The organism is Streptomyces sp. NPDC050703 (assembly GCF_040654435.1).
Taxonomy (GTDB): domain Bacteria; phylum Actinomycetota; class Actinomycetes; order Streptomycetales; family Streptomycetaceae; genus Streptomyces.
The window spans coordinates 137,093-154,823 of the sequence record NZ_JBFAHX010000006.1 but is presented as its reverse complement, the minus strand read 5'-3'; the positions used below and the strand labels follow the sequence as shown (position 1 = coordinate 154,823).

Genomic DNA, 17,731 nt, shown 5'->3' with positions numbered 1-17,731 from the left:
CTCCTGTACGAGGGTGCTGACGTCACATCAACAATGTGGCTAACATCACGCCAACGCGGCAATGGAGTCGGTCGGGGCACCTTCATGTCCATCAGGTCATGGGGGAGTTACGGAGGTGCGTGGTGCTGGATCGGGAACGAAACGGCAGGAAAGCACGCGTCCTCGCCCTGCCCGTATCGCGTGGGAGGGCGCTGCGCAGGCGCCTGATCGGCGTGCACACCGCCTGGGACACCATCGGCGACGGCGAGTTCTTCTGCCCCGCCTGCGGCGGCGACCGCAACTACCAGCGGCTCACGGGCCGGCGCCGCTTCGTCGTGCTCGGCATGCCGGTCGTGCCGCGCGGCTGCGCGGGGCCCGTCATCCGGTGCGCCGCCTGCCAGGACCTCTTCGACCCCGACGTCCTCGACCACCCGACCACCACCCGGCTCTCCGCGATGCTCCGCGACGCCGTGCACACCGTGGTCCTCGCCGTCCTCTCGACCGGCGGCACCGGTGCGCGCGCCACGCTCGACACCGCCGTCGCCACCCTGCGCGCCGCGGGGCACGACGACTGCACCGAGGAGCGGCTCGTCGCCCTCGTCGACGCGCTGGCCGCCGACACCGGCCGCGCCACCGAGCCCGACTGCGGACCCGGCCTCGCCATAGAGCTCCACGAGGCCCTCGGCCCCCTCGCCCCGCACCTGGCCCCGGCCGGCCGCGAGGCACTGCTCCTCCAGGGCGCCCGCATCGCCCTCGCCGACGGCCCCTACACCCCCGCCGAGCGCGACGTCCTCACCACGGCGGGCTGCGCGCTGACGATCTGCTCGGAGGACGTGGCCCGCCTCCTGGTGGCGGCGCGCACGCCTTCCTGAGCGGCGCGTTCCGTACTCCCCGGGGAGTAATGCCCGCCCGGTGCCTCCCCGTGGCGTACCGCACGACTCGGTCTCGGGCCCGACGGCTCGCGGCGCACTCCCCGGCAGGGTTGACCCCGACACGTCACCCCTGCCGAAGGAGGCCCGTCATGGGGGCCGCACAGACCACTGCCGCACCAGGGCGGAGCACCGCGCCACCACGGCGGAGGCGCGCCGTGCCCTGGGTCTTCCTGGGCCTGTGGATCGTTCTGCTGGCGCTCGCCTCGCCCTTCGCCGCGAAGCTCGCCGACGTCCAGAACGACCGCGCCGTCGACTACCTGCCCGCCAGTGCGGGGTCCACGGAAGTGGCGCGGATACAGGACCAGTTGCCCGGCGGCGAGGCCACCGAGCTGGTCCTCGTCTACCACCGGGACGGCGGCCTCGGCGCCGCCGACCGGGCGACCGCCGCTGAGCAGGTCGCCCGCATCGCCGGGGAGCACCGGCTCGTGTCCGAGCCGGAGGGCGTGCCCTCCGAGGACGGCACCACCCTGATGTACCCGCTCGCCAGCACCGAGCCGGGGCAGGACGAGGAGAAGCGGGACGCCCTCGTCGACGACGTACGCGACACCGCCCGCGGCGGGAACGGGCTGAGCGTCGACGTCGGCGGACCCGGGGCGCTGACCACCGACGCGGGCAAGGTGTACGACTCGCTCGACGGCCCCCTGCTCTACACCACCGTCGGCGTCGTCGCGGTCCTGCTCGTCCTCATCTACCGCAGCCCGTTCCTCTGGCTCGTGCCGCTCGCCGTCGCGGGCGTCGCCGACTACCTCGCGATGGCCGTCGCGTACGGGCTCAACCAGGGCTTCGACACCTCCGTCAGCGGACAGAGCTCCGGCGTCATGACCATCCTCGTCTTCGGCGCCGGCACCGACTACGCCCTGCTGCTCGTCTCCCGCTACCGCGAGGAACTGCGCCGCTTCGAGCGGCCGTACGACGCCATGGCCGCCGCCCTGCGCGGCTGCGGACCCGCCGTGCTCGCCTCCTCGGGTACCGTCGCCGCCGGGCTGCTCTGCCTGCTCGCCGCCGACCTCAACAGCAGCCGCGGCATGGGCCCGCTCGGCACCGTCGGCGTGCTCTGCGCGCTCGTGGCGATGCTGACGCTGCTGCCCGCCCTCCTGGTGCTCCTCGGACGGCGCGTGTTCTGGCCGCTCGTACCCGCCTTCGGCAGCGCGCCCAGGCAGCGGCGCGGCGTCTTCGCCGCGATGGGCGGCTCCGCGGGCCGCAGGCCGCTCACCGTGCTCGCGGGCGGCGCCGTGCTCCTCGGGGCGCTCGCCCTCGGCGCGACGAACCTGCCCGGCGCCCTCAAGCAGGAGGACTCCTTCACCAGGACCCCGGAGTCCGTGACGGCCATGGAGACCCTCGCCGCCGCCTACCCCGGCCGCGGCACCCAGCCGATCACCGTCATGGCCCCGGCCGGCCGCGCCGACGAGGCCCTGGCCGAGATCCGGGACACCAAGGGCGTCGACACCGCCGAGCGGGCACGCACCGGCGAGGACTGGACCGAGATCTCCGTCATCGCCACGTCCGCCCCCGAGTCCGCGGAGGAGGCGGCCACCATCGCGGCCCTGCGCGACCGCCTCGACGGCTCCCACGTCGGAGGCGCCGCAGCGCAGCAGCTCGACCTCAAGGAGACCAACGACCGCGACCGCGCCATCGTCGTGCCGCTCGTGCTCGCCGCCGTGCTCCTCATCCTCGTGGCCCTGCTCCGCAGCCTGGTCGCACCGCTGCTGCTGCTCGCCGCGGTCGTCGCCGTCTGGGGCGCCTCGCTCGGCATCGCGGGACTCGTCTTCGAGCCGCTCCTCGGCTTCGAGGGCACCGATCCGGGGCTCGGCCTGCTCTCCTTCGTCTTCCTCGTCGCGCTCGGGGTCGACTACGGGATCTTCCTGATGCACCGCATGCGCGAGGAGTGCCTGAACGGGGCCGAACCGGGGCCGGCCGCGCTCACCGCACTGCGCACCACCGGCGGCGTCATCGCCTCCGCGGGCCTCGTGCTCGCGGCGACGTTCGCCGTGCTCACGAACATGCCGCTCGTCCAACTCGTCGAACTGGGCTTCGTCATCGCGGTCGGCGTGCTCCTCGACACCTTCCTGGTCCGTACGTACCTGGTGACGAGCGCGAGCGTGGCGCTCGGCAGGAAGGTGTGGTGGCCGGGCCCGCTGTCCAAGGCGCCGCCCGCCCCCACCACCGAGCCGGCCCGCGAACCCGCCGGCGCCCTCTAGGGAGCTCCACGCCCGGGGCGCCCCTCCCTGCCGGAGCGGCGCCCCCCTGACGGAGGATGGAACGGTGGACGCCACCCGAAGCCCGGACAGGAGCGCCTCCGCCCTCGCCGGGTTCCCGGGTCCGCGCCGACGGCCCGCGGGCCCGGCGCGGACCCTGCGCGACGACGCGCTGCTCACCGCCGCCGCTGCCCTGACCGCCGTGGTCATCGGCGCGGGACGGCCCGACGGCCGCCCCCTCGACGCCGTCGGCTGGTCGTTGCTGCTGGCCGCGCACGTGCCGATGGTGTGGCGCCGCCGCGCCCCGCTGGTCTCCTTCGCCTGCCTGGTCCTCTGCCTCCTGCCGTACCACGGCATGGACTACGACCACACCGCGCCCATGGCCCTCGCCATGCTCGGCCTCTACACGATCGCCGTGAACTGCGGGCCGCCGCGCACCGCGCTCGTCGGCTCCGCCGTCATCGGCCTGATGCTGGCGGTGAAGTTCGGCCAGGGCCTCAGCGAGGGCCGCGACGCGCTGCGGGTCACCGGCTGGATCGTGGCGCTCCTGCTGATCGGCGTCTACGTACGGGTCCACCGCCAGTACATCGCCTCCGTCGTCGAGCGCGCCGAACGCGCCGAACGCACCCGCGAGGAGGAGGCCCGCCGCAGGGTCGCCGAGGAGCGGCTGCGGGTCGCCCGCGACCTCCATGACCTGCTCGCGCACAGCATCACCCTGATCGGCGTCCAGACATCCGTGGCCGCGCACGTCCTCGCCGCCGACCCGGACCGCCTGGACCGCGCGGCCGTGGCCAAGGCCCTGGACGACGTGGCCGACACGTGCCGCGCGGCCCGCGGCGAACTCCGCGCCACGCTCGAAGTCCTGCGGTCGGGCACCGACGACGGCACCCAGGAGGCCAGGGGCCCGCTGCCCGGACTCGACGGCCTCCCCGACCTCGCCGATGCGGCCCGCACCGCGGGGGCCCGCGTCGAACTGAGCGTCGACCGGCGCGAGGCCCCGCCCGCCGTGGGCGCCGCCGCGTACCGCATCGTGCAGGAGGCGCTGACCAACGCCGTGCGGCACGCGGGACCCGGCCTGACGGTGCGCGTGGCCGTACGGGCGCGGGACGCCGCCCTCGCCGTGACCGTGACGGACGACGGCACCGGCTGCCGCCAAGGGGCGGCGCACACACCGGGGTTCGGGATCATCGGCATGCGCGAGCGGGCCCGTACCGTCGGCGGCACCCTGGAGGCGGGCCCGCGGGCCGAAGGGGGTTTCATGGTCTCCGCGCTGCTGCCGCTCGCGCCCGCCGCCCAGAAAGGGCTCACATGACGATCCGCGTCCTGCTCGCCGACGACCAGACACTGGTGCGCGCCGCTTTCGCGATGCTCGTCGATTCGGCGCCCGACATGGAGGTCGTGGGCCAGGCGGGCACCGGCCGCACGGCGGTCGCCCTGGCCCGCACCGAGCGGGCCGACCTCGTCGTCATGGACATCCGCATGCCCGACCTCGACGGCATCGAGGCGACGCGGCTGCTCGCCGCCGACGAGGACCTGGCGGGCGTGAAGGTCCTCATGCTGACGACGTACGACACGGACGAGCACGTCGTCGAGGCGCTGCGCGCGGGCGCCTCCGGCTTCCTGGTCAAGGACACCAGGCCCGCCGACCTCCTCGACGCCATCCGCACGGTCGCGGCCGGCGAGGCCCTGCTGTCCCCGGGCCCCACCGCGCGCCTCATCGCCCGTGTCCTGCGCGCACCGGACACGCCCGCCTTCGCCGCGGGCGGCGGCCCCGACGGCCTCACGGACCGCGAGCGCCAGGTCCTGGCGCTGGTGGCCCGCGGCCTGAACAACACCGCGATAGCGGACACGCTGGGCCTCAGTCCGCTGACGGCCAAGACGCACGTGAGCCGCATCATGGGCAAACTGGGCGCCCGGGACCGCGCCCAACTGGTGATCGCCGCCTACGAGTCGGGGCTGGTGGCGCCGGGCGGGTGAGGGGGCGTCACGGTGCGGGGAGGGTGAGGGGGGCGCCCGCGGTGCGGGGAGGTTCCGGCCGCCCTACAGCAGTCCCGCCGCCGCCAGATGCTTGGCCACCGTCTTCGCCTCCTCCGGGGAGAGCGGAATCTGGGGGTTCGCGGTGGCCGGGCAGGCGATGACGCCGCGCAGGTGCAGCGCCGCCTTGAACGCGCCGAGCGCCGCCGAGCTGCCGCCCATCCGGGCCGGGTCGCCCGCCGCCACCATGCCGAACAAGGCGCACAGGCGCTCCTGTTCGGTCCTGGCCCGCGGCCAGTCGCCGTCGCGGCACGCGCGGTAGAGGCGTACGTACCCTTCGGGGTCGACGTTCCCGAGGCCCGGCACCACGCCGTCCGCGCCCATGGCCAGCGCCGAGTCGGCCGTCAGCTCGGAGCCGGTCAGCGCGGCGAAGACGCCGGGCAGCGCCCGCTTCCCGACGACGACCTCACGGAAGCCGGCCTCGTCGCCGCTGGAGTCCTTCAGGCCCGCGAGCACCCCGTCGGCGGCCAGCTCCCCCACCGCCTGCGCGGTCAGCTTCGTGTGCACCGCCGACGGCAGGTCGTACGCGATCAGCGGCACCGCGCAGTCCCGGGCGACCAGGCGGAAGTGGCGCAGCACTTCGGCGGGGTGCGTGCGCGTGTAGAAGGGCGCGGTGACCACGGCGGCGTCCGCGCCCGCCTCGGTGAGGACGCGCACGTGGTCGAGGACGCGGGGCGTCGTCATGTCGATGGCACCGGCGAGCACGGGCAGCTGCCCGGCGACGTGGCGGACGACCGTGTCGAGCACCAGCGCCCGCTGCCGGTCGGTGAGGTAGGCGACCTCCGAGGTCGAGCCGAGCACGAAGAGGCCGTCGACGCCGCCCGCGACCAGGTGGTCGACGAGCCGGACCAGTGAGGCCGTGTCCACCTCGCGCTCCGGTGTCAGCGGTGTGCAGACGGGCGGTACGACACCGCTGAGCGGGGCCGGGAAGGACGTCATGGGCGCTCCCTGATGGTCGGTGCGGTGGCCGTGGCGGCGGCCTGGGCGACGAGGTCGTGGGTCGACTCGCCCTCGCCCACGGGGTGGTGGCAGCGGAACGTGTGCGCGGGTCCCGCCTCCTCGGCGTCCGGCATGGCGGCGGCACACGTGTCGTCCGCCTTCCAGCAGCGCGTACGGAACGGGCAGCCGCTCGGCGGCCGTGTCGCCGACGGCACGGGCCCCACCAGCGGGATCGGGTCGATGGGGGCGAGCAGGCCCGGCGTGGCGGAGAACAGGGCGCGCGTGTACGGGTGCCGGGCGCGCTCCAGGATCTCCCGCGCCGGTGACTCCTCCACGATGCGGCCCAGGTACATGGTGACCACGCGGTCGCTCATCCTGCGTACGGTCTGGATGTCGTGCGACACGAAGACCAGGGCCAGGCCCAGGCGCTCCTTGAGGTCGAGGAGGAGGTTGAGGATCTGGGCGCGGACGGAGACGTCCAGGGCGCTGGTCGGCTCGTCGGCCACGATCAGGCCGGGCTCAAGGGCCAGGGCCCGGGCGATGGCCACGCGTTGCCGCTGGCCGCCGCTCAGCCGGCCGGGCAGCCCGTCCGCGAGGCCCGGCGGGAGCCCCACCAGGTCCATCAGCTCCCGCACGCGTTCGTCCCGCTGCTTCGGGGTGCCCCGGCCGTGGACGTCCAGGGGGTCGCGGAGGATGCGGCGCACGGGGAGCCTGCGGTTCAGGGCCGTCGCGGGGTCCTGGAAGATCATGCCCGCGCCGGTGCCGACCGCCTCGCGGCGGGCCGCCGGGCGCATGGTCCAGAGGTCCTCGCCCCGGAACGCCACCGTGCCGGCGGAGGGCCGCTGGATGCCCACGAGGGTCTGCGCCAGGGTCGTCTTGCCGCAGCCGGACTCTCCTACGATGCCGACCGTCTCGCCTCGGGCGATCGTGAGCGTCGCCGCTGTCAGGGCGTGGACCTTGTCGCGGGACAGAAGGCCGCCGGTCCTTGCCTTGTGTACGACGTGGACCGCGTCCAGCTCGGCGAGGGGGGTCGTCATTCGGCTCTGCCTCCGTGGGGGCTGGTCGCGCTCCGGGGCGGAGCCGCGGGTCGATACGGTTCCGCGCCCCCGGAGGCGCCCCTTCGGGGCTGCCCTCCCGGGGCCGGGTGGTGGCAGGCCGTGGTGTGGGACCTGGACCCCGTCGGCCAGGGTGTCTCGGCGCGGCACACCTCGCTCGCCAGCGGGCACCGGTCCGCGAAGCGGCAGCCCGCGGGGAAGTCCGCGGGGGACGGGACCACGCCCTTGATCTGGGTGAGGCGCAGGGCCGCCGACTCCAGGGAGAGGACCGAGCCGAGCAGGCCCCGCGTGTAGTGGTGGGACGGGGACTCCACGAGGTCCGCCGTCACGCCCGTCTCCACGATCTGGCCGCCGTACATCACCACCACCCGGTCGGTGACGTCGGCGACGAGGGCCAGGTCGTGCGAGACCAGGATCAGCGCGAAGCCCAGTTCTTCCCGCAGGCGCAGCAGGAGCTGGATGATCTGGGCCTGGACGGTGACGTCGAGGGCGGTCGTCGGTTCGTCGGCGACGATCAGCTTCGGGTCGCGGGAGAGGGCCATGGCGATGAGGACGCGCTGGCGCTGGCCGCCGGAGAGTTCGTGGGGGTAGCTGCGCAGGGTGCGCTCCGGGTCGAGGCCGACGAGGGTGAGGAGTTCGTGGGCCGTGCGGCGGCCACCTCTGCGGACGACCTGTTTGAGCTGGGCGCGGACGCTCATCGCGGGGTTCAGGGACGACAGGGCGTCCTGGTAGACCATCGCCATGGCGTGGCCGAGGAGGCGGCGGCGGGAGCGCATGGGCAGGCCGGTCAGCTCCCGGCCGTCGAAGGTGACGCGGCCACGGACGCGGGCGCCCTTCGGTTCGAGGCCCATCACCGTCAGGGCGGTGAGCGACTTGCCGCAGCCCGACTCGCCGACCAGGCCGAGGACTTCGCCGGGGCGCACGTCGAAGCTGATGCCGTCGACGATGTCGACGCCGCCGTGGCGTTCGGGGAACGAGACGCGCAGGTCCTCGACGGAGAGCACGGGCGGGGCCGTCGGCAGCGGGCGGGCCCGGGAGCGCAGGCGGGCCGCCGCCTCCGTGAGGCCGGGGAGTTCGAGGACCTGGCCGCTGCCGGGCTCGGGGGCCTCGACGGGGTCTTCGCGGCGGGCCCCGCCGGGCACGGTCCGGGCGGACGGCGCGGCCCAGGCGTCGGAGACGCCCTCGGAGAGGACGTTCAGGGCGAGGACCGTGACGAGCATCAGCAGGCCGGGGAAGACCGTCGCCCACCAGCCGCCGATCAGGACCATGTTCTTGCCGTCGGCGATGACGCTGCCCCAGGACGGGTCGGGCGGCCGGACGCCCGCGCCGATGAAGGAGAGCGAGGCCTCGAAGACGATGGCCTCGGCGACCTGCACGGTGCAGAAGACGAGGATGGGCGCCGCGCAGTTCACGGCGACGTGGCGGACGAGGATGTGCGGGGTGCGCGCGCCGATGACGCGTTCGGCGCGCACGTAGTCCTCGCCGTACTGGTCGAGGACGTTGGCCCGGACGACACGGGCGATCGGGGGGGTGAACAGGAACGCGATCGCGCAGATCAGTACGGTGATGCCGCCGCCGAAGACGGCCACGAGGACGGCGGCGAGCGCGATGCCGGGGAAGGCCATGACGACGTCGAGGCAGCGCATCAGGGTCTCGTCGACGGCCTTGCGGGAGGTCGCGGCGACCGCGCCGATCACCGCGCCGACGATCAGGGCGAGCAGGGTGGCGCCGAGGCCGATGGCGAGCGACCAGCGCGCCCCGTACATGAGGCGGCTGAGGATGTCGCGGCCGAGGCTGTCCTGGCCCATCCAGTGGTCGGCGGAGGGACGTCCCGTGCCGTCGGTCTGGGGCTGCTGGTCGAGCGGGTCGTGCGGGGCGATGAGCGGTGCGAGGAGGGCGACGAGGACGACCAGGCCGACCACGCAGACCGCGACGCGGGAGGGGACGGGGAGGGCGCGCAGCGACCGGACGCGGATGCCGGGCACCGAGAGGCGCTCGGTCAGCGCTTTGCGCGTGGAGTACATCAGCGGGCCTCTTCCGGGTGCGGCGCGGCCATCAGGCGGAGCCCCTGAGACGGGGATTGACCAGCAGGTGGAGGATGTCGATGACGAGGTTCACGACGACGAAGCCGACGGCGGTGGTGATGACGACGCCCTGCACGACGGCCGGGTCGCCGTTCTTCACGGCGTCGATCATCAGCTTCCCCATCCCCGGCAGCGAGAAGATCGTCTCGATGACGACGGCGCCGCCGAGCAGATAGCCCACGCGCAGGCCGAGCACGGTGAGCGGGTTGATGAGGGCGTTGCGGAGCACGTTGCGGCCGACGACCACCACGGGGGGCAGGCCGTTGCCGATGGCGGTGCGGACGTAGTCCTTGTCCAGTTCCTCGACCACGGCGGTGCGGATGATGCGGGTGAGGCCCGCCGCGACCGGCAGGGAGAGCGCGAAGGCGGGCAGGGTCATCGTCTTCAGCCAGCCGGTGAGGGAGTCGGCGGGGTTGATGTAGCCGCCGGTCGGGAACCAGCCGAGGTCGACGGCGAGGTACTGGATCATCAGCAGGGCCAGCCAGAAGCCGGGCGCCGCGACGCCGGTCAGGGAGATGACGCGGATGAGCTGGTCCGGCAGCCCGTCGCGGTGGATGGCCGCCGTCACGCCGAGGGTGAGGGAGAGGACGACCGCGATGCCGAGCCCGAGGAAGGTGAGCTGCATGGTGAGCGGCAGGGCGGTCATGACCTGGTCGAGGACGGGGGAGCGGTTGAGGACGCTGATGCCCATGTCGCCCTGGAGCAGGTCCCCTACGAAGGCGATGTAGCGGACCGGCAGCGGATCGAGCAGCCCGTTCTCCTCGCGGAAGTCGTGCAGCTGCTCCGGGGTGGGGTTGGCGCCCTGGAAGAACGCGGAGGCGGGGTCGACGTCCGAGAACCGCATGACGAGGAAGACGAAGAGGACGATCCCGAGGAGCAGGGGGACGAGCAGGGCGATGCGGCGGGCCAGAATCCTGACGACAGCGGTCACGCGTGCGGCTCCTGAGCTTCGTTGGACCGGCGCTCGATCAGGCCCACTTGGCCCTGAGCAGGTTGATCCCGGGGTAGGGCTGGGCCTGGACGCCGCTGATCCTCCCCGGGTCCCAGGCGGTCATGAGTTCGTTGTGCACGACGGGGTAGAGCACGGCCTGCTCGGCCACGGTGTCGACGTAGTCCTGGATCATGGCCCGCTTCCTGGCGGCCCCGGACTCGCGGGTGGCCCGGTCCATGTCCTTGAAGAGCCGCTTGGCGGTGGGGTTCCCCGCCCAGCGCGCGTAGCCCATCCAGATGTTCTCGGGGCCGTAGTTGTAGCGCATGATCAGGTCGGCGTCGAGGCCGAACTGGTTGGGGTTGGAGGCCGCGGCGACGACCTGGAAGTCCTTCTTCTGGTCCAGTTTGGTGAAGACGGCGGTGGTCTCCTGGGGGTCGAGGGTGACCTCGACGCCGAGCTTCTCCCAGCCGTCCTTGATGGTGGGCAGGCAGTCGACGATCCAGCTCACGTTGACGGCCATGAGGTTGACGCTGAACTCGCCCGCCCCGGCCTCCTTGAGGAGCTTCCGTGCCTTCGCCAGGTCGTAGCCGTACACCGTCCTGGCCGGCCGGTAGGAGGGGTTCGACTCGTCGAGGAAGGACGTCGACGCCTTGCCGTGGCCCCGCAGGGCGGCCTCGATCATCTTCTCGCGGTCGATGGCGTAGTGCAGGGCCTGCCGCACGCGTACGTCGTCGAACGGCTTGTGCGCGGTGTTGAAGAGCAGGAAGAGGTTGTTCATCCCCGCGCCGCCCTCGACGGTGAGGCCGCCCTTCTTGAGCTGCCCGATGTTGGCGTAGGGGATGTTGTCGGCGATCTCCGCGTCCGCGCCGGCGCCGGAGATCTTCGCGACGCGGGGCGCGGCGTCCACGATGGTCAGCCAGTTCATCTTCTTGAAGGCGGCCTTGCGGGGGCCGTTGTAGTCCGCGAAGGCCGCGAAGGTGGTGTTCGACTTCGGGTGGTGCGCGGTCATCCGGTAGGGGCCGGAGCCCACCGTCTTGCCCTTGGTGGCCTCGTCCCAGGCGCCGGGCTCGCCGAAGACGTGCTTCGGCATGATCTTGGCGAGGGAGAGCCGGGCGGCGCCGTCGGGGAAGGGGAACTTCAGGACCAGTTCCACGTCGGCGGCCCCGGTCTTCCTGACCGTCTTCAGCCAGCTCTCGAAGAAGCCCTTGGCCAGCGTCTGGGTCTTCGGATCGAGGATGCGGCCGAAGACGAACACGACGTCGTCGGCGGTGACGGGCTTCCCGTCGTGCCACTTCGCGCCGGGCCGCAGGGAGAACTTCCACGTGGTCGCCCCGAGGTCGTCCGGCACCTCCGTGGCGAGCGCCGCGTACGGCTCGCGGGTGATCGGGTCGGTGCCGAGCAATCCCTCGTAGATGTGTTCGTTCCCCGCCATGGCGAAGGCGGACGCCGTCTGGGTCGGGTCCCAGCTGCCGTCGTTGCCGTAGCCGATGACGGCCGTGAGCGTGGAGTCGCCGCCCTGCCCGCCGTCCCCGGTCTCGTTGGTCGACTCGGGCCCCGCCGAGCACGCCGCGAGCGTGCCGCTCAGGGCGGCGGCCGTGCCGAGCGCCCCGCCGTACCTGAGGAAGGACCTGCGGTCCGGTGCGAAGGGGGCCGTCGGCCGCGTGCCGTGCCGCGACGTGCTCCGAGGGGTCAGATCGCTCACTGTGTCTCCCTGCCTGCCGGAAGAGGTCCCACGTCCTACGTCATGGGTGGCGTGGCGACCATAGGAGCGCGGAGGGGGCCGGTCAAGGGCCCGCACACGGTGTCGCGCGAGGTGTCGAGCCGGTGTCGCCGCAGGGTCACCCCGTGAAACGCCCGCCCCGCGGGACGGCCCCGCTGCGTATCCTCGGCGGGCGGCACCCCCACCCCCCGAAGCGGCATCTGCGAGAGGCGACACCATGACCACCGAGCTGAGCCCCGCCGCCCCGGACCCGGCCGGCCTGCTGGAGCGGGCGCGCCGGGACTACGAGGACCTCGCGGCGCGCGGGCTCTCCCTCGACCTCACCCGCGGCAAGCCCGCCCCCGAGCAGCTCGACCTCTCCGAGGAGCTGCTGAGCCTGCCCGGCGGGCGCCACACCGCCGCCGACGGCACCGACGTACGCAACTACGGCGGCCTCCAGGGGCTGCCCGAGCTGCGCGAGATCTTCGCCGGCCTGCTCCAGGTCCCGGCCGCGCAGCTCCTCGCCCTCGGCAACTCCAGCCTGGAGCTGATGCACGACTGCATCGTGCACGCCCTGCTCGGCGAGGTGCCCGGCGCGACGTCGCGCTGGGTGGACCAGGAGCGCGTCGCGTTCCTCTGCCCCGTCCCCGGCTACGACCGGCACTTCGGCCTCTGCGAGCGCTTCGGCATCGACATGATCCCGGTGCCGATGACGGCCGAGGGCCCCGACATGGACGAGGTCGAGCGGCTCGCCGCGGAGAACCCGGCCGTCAAGGGCATCTGGTGCGTGCCGAAGTACAGCAACCCCGACGGCGTCTCGTACAGCGACGAGACGGTCGCCCGCCTGGCCCGCATGGAGACCGCCGCCCCCGACTTCCGGATCTTCTGGGACAACGCCTACGCGGTCCACCACCTCACCGACGAGCCGGTCGAGATCGCCGACATCCTCGCCGCCTGCGCCGACGCGGGCCACCCCGACCGCGCCTTCGTCTTCGGCTCCACCTCGAAGATCACCGCGGCCGGCGCGGGCGTCGCCTTCTTCGGCTCGTCGCCCGCGAACGTCAAGTGGCTCCTCGCCAAGAACGCCAAGCGGTCGATCGGCCCCGACAAGATCAACCAGTTGCGTCACGTGATGTTCCTGCGCGACGCCGACGGCGTACGGGCGCACATGGAGCGGCAGCGCGCGCTGCTGCGGCCCAAGTTCGAGGCGGTCGCCCGCATCCTCGACGCCGAGCTTGGCGGCACCGGCCTCGCCACCTGGACGGCCCCCGAGGGCGGCTACTTCGTCACCCTCACCGTCCCCGACGGCTGCGCCAAGGAGGTCGTCAAGCGCGCCGCCGAGGCCGGCATCGTGCTGACCCCGGCGGGCGCCACCCACCCCTACGGCGACGACCCGCGCGACGCCGTGATCCGCGTCGCGCCCAGCTACCCGGGCCTCGCCGAGCTGGAGCAGGCCATCCACGGCCTCACGGTCTGCGTCCGCCTGGTGGGCCTGGAGAAGAGGCAGGCGGCCCGCTAGCCGGGGTTCCGTCCCGTCAGCTCTTCTGGGGCTGCGGCGTGGCCTCGCTGGGCCGCACGATGACGTACCCCTCGCCCTGGAGCATCAGCTGCACCGCCTCGCCGGAGCCGCCTCGGATCATCGAGCCGAACGACTGCGAGCGGTGCAGCGACGTGGCGAGATCGGCGGTCCAGCCGACCACCGCGTCCGTGTCGACGTACACGGGCTGCTGGTGGGAGACGGGGATGACCAGCGGATTGCCCTCACACATCAGCCCGAGGCGCCCCGCGCCCGTGAAGACGCTGTTGAAGAGGCCGCCGCCGGTCATGCCCGCCCCCTTCACGGTCTTGATCTCGTACGACAGGGACGCGTCGAAGCAGAGCACGTTCCGGCCGTTGATGGTGAGGACGTCACCGGGCTCGACATCCACGATGAAGCAGTTCTGCGCCTCGTGCGCGAACCACGCCTCGCCCTGGCCGCGCACCGCCATCAGCGGCAGCCCCTCGCCGGTCACGGCGCGCTTGAGCATGCCGCCGACGCCCTGCCCCTTGCGCTCGAACTGGAGATTGCCCCGGTAGGCGATCATCGCGCCCTGCCGCGCATACATCTCGCCGTTGACGGCGTACTTGATGGACTTGGCGTTCTGGAGGCTCATGCCGGGCATGTGGGCCGGCTGCGCCATGTGGTCGCTGGAAAAGAGGTCGCTCTTCATGGCCACATCCTGATCGACGCCCGCCCCCCACGGAAGCGGGACCCCACAACTCCGCTTCGCGCCCCCGGACGGGGCCGGTGCCCGCCGCACAAAACTCCCACCCGAGGCGAGGGCGAGTGAGACCCCTGGTCGCGGGCCTCCCTCCGGAACTTTCCCGCACTCTTCGGCCCGCGCCGACACGTCGCCCGCCTACCGTCGTCGGCATGACACAGCGCTACGACGAATTCCGCGACCTGCACCGGGCCGGTGCGCCCCGGCCGCTGTTGCTGCCCAACGCCTGGGACCACGCGTCGGCCGCCGCACTCGTCGGCGCCGGTTTCCGGGCGGTCGGGACGACCAGCCTCGGCGTGGCGGCGGCTGCCGGGGTGCCGGACGGGACGGGCGGAACACGCACGGAGACCGTCCGGCTCGCCCGCTCCCTGTCCCGGCTCGACGCGCTGGTCAGCGTCGACGTGGAGGGCGGCTTCGACGACCGCCCCGAGGAAGTGGCGGCGCTCGCCGTGGAGTTGGCGGACGCGGGCGTCGTCGGCATCAACATCGAGGACGGCCGCGCCGACGGCACGCTGCGGGACGCCGGGCTCCAGTGCGCGATCCTGCGGGCGGTGAAGGAGGCGGTGGGGGAGCGGCTGTTCGTGAACGCCCGGACGGACACGTACTGGCTGCCGGGCGCGCCGGCGGCGGAGACGGAGGTCCGCCTCGCGGCGTACTGCCGGGCGGGGGCGGACGGGGTCTTCGTGCCGGGCCTGCGGGACCTGCCCGCCATCGCCGCCCTCACGTCGTCCCTCGACGCCCCGCTCAACATCCTCCACGCACCGGACGGCCCCTCGCTCGACGCCCTCGCGGCGGCGGGCGTACGACGCGTGAGCTGCGGATCGCTGCTGTTCCGTGCGGCGCTCGGAGCGGCCGTGGCGACGGCCGAAGCGGTGGCGTGCGGGCTGCCGCTGTCCGGTGACATCCCTTCGTACGCGGAGACGCAGGGGCTTGCCGGGTCCGGTTGACAGGTGATCGGCCTCCGGACAGCATCGCGGCGGTGGAGATCAGCGAACTGACGGATGCCGAGCGGCGGGTCTGGGAGGCGTTTCCGCTGGGCGGGGCCGTCGACTTCCGGGAGGGGCCCGACGACGACCCCGGGGCCGGCGCGGACTGGGGGCCCGCGCGGACCGTGCGTGCGGAGGTGCTGCGGGCGCTGCTGCTGGGCGGGGCGCCTGTGGCCGAGGGGCAGACGCCGGTCCTCCGGGTGACCGGGGCGCGCGTCAGCGGGGTGCTCGACCTCCAGTACGCGGAGGTCGCCGCGCCGATCCACCTGAAGACGTGCCTCTTCGACGACATACCCGAGCTGTACAGGGCCCAGTTGCGGCAACTGAGCCTCACCCGCTGTCGTCTGCCGGGCCTGCACGCCGTCGCCCTCCGGGTCGACGGCTCGCTCCGCATGCCCGAATGCCGGGTCCTGGGACCCGTCCGGCTCGGCGGGGCGCGGATCGCCGGAGGGGTGACTCTGTACGGGGCGCGCCTGGGAGAGCCCGGCGTGGCCCCGGGCGAGCCCGTCCTGGCGCTGAACCACGTCACCGTCGAGGACGACATCCGGGCCGACCAGGGGTTCACCGCGCACGGCGTGGTCCGTCTCGAAGGGGCGGCCATCGCAGGGCGCGTCGACTTCGACGACGCGGTCCTCAGCAACCCGGGCGGCACCGTCCTCCAGGCGAGGAACCTCACGGTCGGCTCGGAGCTGCACGCCGCACGCCTCGCGGCGCGCGGCCGGGTCGACCTGCGCGGTGCCCGGATACCCGCCGGGATCGGCCTGGAGCAGGCGTCCCTCATGAACCCCGGCGGCATCGCCCTGCGCGCCAGCTCCCTCGTGGCGGGGGCCCTGTGGCTGCACAGGACCTCACGCATCCAGGGCACGGTCACGCTGCGCGGCGCCCAGGTCGACTTCCTGTACGTCGCCTCGGACACCTGGCCCGACGAGGTGCGGCTCGACGGCTTCACGTACACCAGGATCGGGCCCCCTGAGCCAGTCGAGCGGCGCCTGGAGGTGCTGGAGCGCGACACCGACGGCTACGTGCCGTTCGCGTACGAGCAGCTCACCGCGGCCTACCGGAACATGGGCGACGACGCCGCCGCCCGTACCGTCCAGCTCGCCAAGCAGCGCCGCCAGCGGGCCGCCCTGCCCTGGTACGCCAGGGCCTGGGGGCACCTCCAGGACGTGACCGTCGGCTACGGCTTCCGGCCGACGCGGGCGGCGGTGTGGCTGCTGTCGCTGCTGCTCGCCGGGGCGGTGACGTACGCCGTGCGGCCACCGGTGGCGTTGAAGCGGGGCGAGGCCCCTGACTTCAACCCCGTCTTCTACACCCTTGACCTGCTGCTGCCGATCGTCTCCTTCGGGCAGGAGCAGGCGTACGCCTCGCGGGGCGTGTACCAGTGGCTGGCGTACGCCTTGATCGTCCTCGGCTGGACCCTGGCGACGACGATCGCCGCGGGCGTGACGCGGACGATCAGCCGCCAGTAGCCTCACGGACCCCGGTCACGAAGTCCTGCCAGGCGGCTCCCCCGATGACCAGGGCGGGGCCCTGGGGGTCCTTGCTGTCCCTTACGGGGACGACGCCGGGAATGCCGTCGGCGACCTCGACGCATTCCCCGCTGTCGCCGCCGCTGTAGGTGCTCTTGCGCCAGCGGGCCGCGCCAAGGAAGTCGTGGGCTATCTCGACGCAGTCGCCGCCATGGCCATTGCTGTAACTACTCTTGCGCCACCGGGCGTTGCTCAAGTCGTACTGGTGCATCGTCTGTAGTCCTCAGCCGCCGACTCGATCAGGGCGAGGGACGCCTCCGGCGACAACGCGGCGGCCCTGAGCAGATCGTATGTGCCCTGCACCTGCTTCACCATTGCCGGATCGTCCAGCAGGGTTCCCGAAAGCACGCCTTCCGTATAGGCGGTTGGCGGAGCATCGTCGAACTCCATGGTCTTGAGCATCTTGCCCATGTTCGGATACGCCCCGGCGGCGAACGGCAGTACCTGGACCATCGCCTTGCGCTCGTTCGCCATGGCCGTGATGTGCTCAAGTTGCCGGGCCATGGCATCCGACGTCCCGACCGGGGTGTACAGAACGGTCTCGTGCAGGATCGCCCAGTACGTCGGGCGTGGCACGTCCTTGATCACGGATGCACGGTCCATCCGCGCGCGGACCCTCTCCTCGACGAAGTCGTCGCTGGCGAATGGATGGCTCGCCAGGAATACGCCGCGCGCGTACTCCGCGGTTTGCAACAGCCCAGGAACCACCGCCGGCGCGAAGTCGCTGATCTCCGTGGCGAGCCCCTCCAGCTCCGCCACGTGTGCGAAGTACTCCGCGTAGCGGGTCTCCGCGATCAGCTTTCGGCAAAGCCGTTCGAAAAAACCCCCGGTTTGTAGGACCTCATCGATCCGCTGGGCCACGTCCAACTGCGGCTTACGAATCGCCTGTTCGAATTGGCCGATGTAGCCGCCGGAGACGAAGACCCGCATGCCCAGTGCGGACTGGGTCAGCCCCGATTCCTCCCTGCGACGTTTCAGCTCGGCGCCGAAGAACTCCCACGCCGCCTGCCGTGAACCATTGGCCATGGCCAACCGCCTCTCGCTGCCCCGCAGTTGTAGCGGGCAGATTGCCGCCGAGTGTAGATGCAGTGCGTCACCGTAGAGGCA

Annotated in this window: 15 protein-coding genes; 7 read left to right on the top strand and 8 right to left on the bottom strand. The window is 72.8% G+C overall.

The features are described from left to right. The first annotated feature begins 119 nt into the window (after positions 1-119). The 4 genes from AB0I16_RS08210 (at position 120) to AB0I16_RS08195 (ending at position 5,083) form a co-directional block, all read left to right on the top strand. Positions 120-851, top strand: coding sequence for a TerB family tellurite resistance protein (locus AB0I16_RS08210; protein WP_363248492.1), 732 nt, complete (start codon positions 120-122; stop codon positions 849-851). A gap of 149 nt (positions 852-1,000) precedes the next feature. Beyond that, positions 1,001-3,109 (top strand): MMPL family transporter, encoded by a 2,109-nt coding sequence (locus AB0I16_RS08205; RefSeq protein ID WP_363248491.1) that lies wholly within the window; start codon positions 1,001-1,003, stop codon positions 3,107-3,109. A 169-nt stretch (positions 3,110-3,278) separates the two neighbouring features. Next, positions 3,279-4,418, top strand: coding sequence for a histidine kinase (locus AB0I16_RS08200; protein ID WP_363248601.1), 1,140 nt, complete (start codon positions 3,279-3,281; stop codon positions 4,416-4,418). Beyond that, complete coding sequence (locus AB0I16_RS08195) at positions 4,415-5,083, top strand: response regulator transcription factor (RefSeq protein WP_363248490.1); 669 nt, start codon at positions 4,415-4,417, stop codon at positions 5,081-5,083. Before AB0I16_RS08200 ends, AB0I16_RS08195 begins: the two co-directional genes overlap by 4 nt. Before the next feature lie 63 nt (positions 5,084-5,146). Here AB0I16_RS08195 and AB0I16_RS08190 read toward each other — a convergent pair whose 3' ends face one another. The 5 genes from AB0I16_RS08190 to AB0I16_RS08170 are packed head-to-tail and all read right to left on the bottom strand — an operon-like array spanning position 5,147 to position 11,842. Then, positions 5,147-6,079: a dihydrodipicolinate synthase family protein gene (locus tag AB0I16_RS08190; RefSeq protein ID WP_363248489.1), complete on the bottom strand. Its 933-nt coding sequence runs from the start codon at positions 6,077-6,079 to the stop codon at positions 5,147-5,149. Then, positions 6,076-7,116: an ABC transporter ATP-binding protein gene (locus AB0I16_RS08185; RefSeq protein ID WP_363248488.1), complete on the bottom strand. Its 1,041-nt coding sequence runs from the start codon at positions 7,114-7,116 to the stop codon at positions 6,076-6,078. Before AB0I16_RS08185 ends, AB0I16_RS08190 begins: the two co-directional genes overlap by 4 nt. Next, a complete protein-coding gene (locus AB0I16_RS08180; protein ID WP_363248487.1) occupies positions 7,113-9,158 on the bottom strand; it encodes a dipeptide/oligopeptide/nickel ABC transporter permease/ATP-binding protein in 2,046 nt (681 codons plus the stop codon). The genes AB0I16_RS08185 and AB0I16_RS08180 overlap by 4 nt, the downstream gene beginning before the upstream one ends. 31 nt (positions 9,159-9,189) lie before the next feature. Then, complete coding sequence (locus tag AB0I16_RS08175) at positions 9,190-10,149, bottom strand: ABC transporter permease (protein ID WP_363248486.1); 960 nt, start codon at positions 10,147-10,149, stop codon at positions 9,190-9,192. Positions 10,150-10,186: 37 nt separating this feature from the next. Then, positions 10,187-11,842, bottom strand: coding sequence for an ABC transporter substrate-binding protein (locus tag AB0I16_RS08170; RefSeq protein ID WP_363248600.1), 1,656 nt, complete (start codon positions 11,840-11,842; stop codon positions 10,187-10,189). Positions 11,843-12,086: 244 nt separating this feature from the next. Here AB0I16_RS08170 and AB0I16_RS08165 point away from each other — a divergent pair, with 244 nt between their 5' ends. Then, positions 12,087-13,367: an aminotransferase class I/II-fold pyridoxal phosphate-dependent enzyme gene (locus AB0I16_RS08165; RefSeq protein ID WP_363248485.1), complete on the top strand. Its 1,281-nt coding sequence runs from the start codon at positions 12,087-12,089 to the stop codon at positions 13,365-13,367. A gap of 16 nt (positions 13,368-13,383) precedes the next feature. Here AB0I16_RS08165 and AB0I16_RS08160 read toward each other — a convergent pair whose 3' ends face one another. Next, positions 13,384-14,058, bottom strand: a complete 675-nt coding sequence (locus AB0I16_RS08160; protein ID WP_363248484.1) for an AIM24 family protein — start codon at positions 14,056-14,058, stop codon at positions 13,384-13,386. 203 nt (positions 14,059-14,261) lie between these two features. Here AB0I16_RS08160 and AB0I16_RS08155 point away from each other — a divergent pair, with 203 nt between their 5' ends. Together AB0I16_RS08155 and AB0I16_RS08150 are read left to right on the top strand one after the other, a co-directional pair. Further along, positions 14,262-15,056, top strand: coding sequence for an isocitrate lyase/phosphoenolpyruvate mutase family protein (locus AB0I16_RS08155; protein WP_363248483.1), 795 nt, complete (start codon positions 14,262-14,264; stop codon positions 15,054-15,056). A gap of 32 nt (positions 15,057-15,088) precedes the next feature. Further along, the gene (locus AB0I16_RS08150) at positions 15,089-16,564 is read left to right on the top strand and encodes a membrane-associated oxidoreductase (RefSeq protein WP_363248482.1); all 1,476 of its coding nucleotides are present in this window, start codon (positions 15,089-15,091) and stop codon (positions 16,562-16,564) included. Here the strand turns inward: AB0I16_RS08150 and AB0I16_RS08145 are convergent. Both AB0I16_RS08145 and AB0I16_RS08140 read right to left on the bottom strand, forming a co-directional pair. Beyond that, positions 16,551-16,835 (bottom strand): DUF397 domain-containing protein, encoded by a 285-nt coding sequence (locus AB0I16_RS08145; RefSeq protein WP_363248481.1) that lies wholly within the window; start codon positions 16,833-16,835, stop codon positions 16,551-16,553. The two genes, AB0I16_RS08150 and AB0I16_RS08145, sit on opposite strands and share 14 nt — an antisense overlap. Further along, complete coding sequence (locus AB0I16_RS08140; protein ID WP_363248480.1) at positions 16,817-17,650, bottom strand: helix-turn-helix transcriptional regulator; 834 nt, start codon at positions 17,648-17,650, stop codon at positions 16,817-16,819. Before AB0I16_RS08140 ends, AB0I16_RS08145 begins: the two co-directional genes overlap by 19 nt. Between the last annotated feature and the right edge of the window lie 81 nt (positions 17,651-17,731).

Bases quoted from the DNA above. Each gene is read 5' to 3' on its own strand.
- AB0I16_RS08205 (WP_363248491.1), top strand. From the start codon at position 1,001: ATGGGGGCCGCACAGACCACTGCCGCACCAGGGCGGAGCACCGCGCCA.
- AB0I16_RS08195 (WP_363248490.1), top strand. From the start codon at position 4,415: ATGACGATCCGCGTCCTGCTCGCCGACGACCAGACACTGGTGCGCGCC.
- AB0I16_RS08190 (WP_363248489.1), bottom strand. From the start codon at position 6,079: ATGACGTCCTTCCCGGCCCCGCTCAGCGGTGTCGTACCGCCCGTCTGC.
- AB0I16_RS08185 (WP_363248488.1), bottom strand. From the start codon at position 7,116: ATGACGACCCCCCTCGCCGAGCTGGACGCGGTCCACGTCGTACACAAG.
- AB0I16_RS08180 (WP_363248487.1), bottom strand. From the start codon at position 9,158: ATGTACTCCACGCGCAAAGCGCTGACCGAGCGCCTCTCGGTGCCCGGC.
- AB0I16_RS08165 (WP_363248485.1), top strand. From the start codon at position 12,087: ATGACCACCGAGCTGAGCCCCGCCGCCCCGGACCCGGCCGGCCTGCTG.
- AB0I16_RS08160 (WP_363248484.1), bottom strand. From the start codon at position 14,058: ATGAAGAGCGACCTCTTTTCCAGCGACCACATGGCGCAGCCGGCCCAC.
- AB0I16_RS08155 (WP_363248483.1), top strand. From the start codon at position 14,262: ATGACACAGCGCTACGACGAATTCCGCGACCTGCACCGGGCCGGTGCG.
- AB0I16_RS08145 (WP_363248481.1), bottom strand. From the start codon at position 16,835: ATGCACCAGTACGACTTGAGCAACGCCCGGTGGCGCAAGAGTAGTTAC.
- AB0I16_RS08140 (WP_363248480.1), bottom strand. From the start codon at position 17,650: ATGGCCAATGGTTCACGGCAGGCGGCGTGGGAGTTCTTCGGCGCCGAG.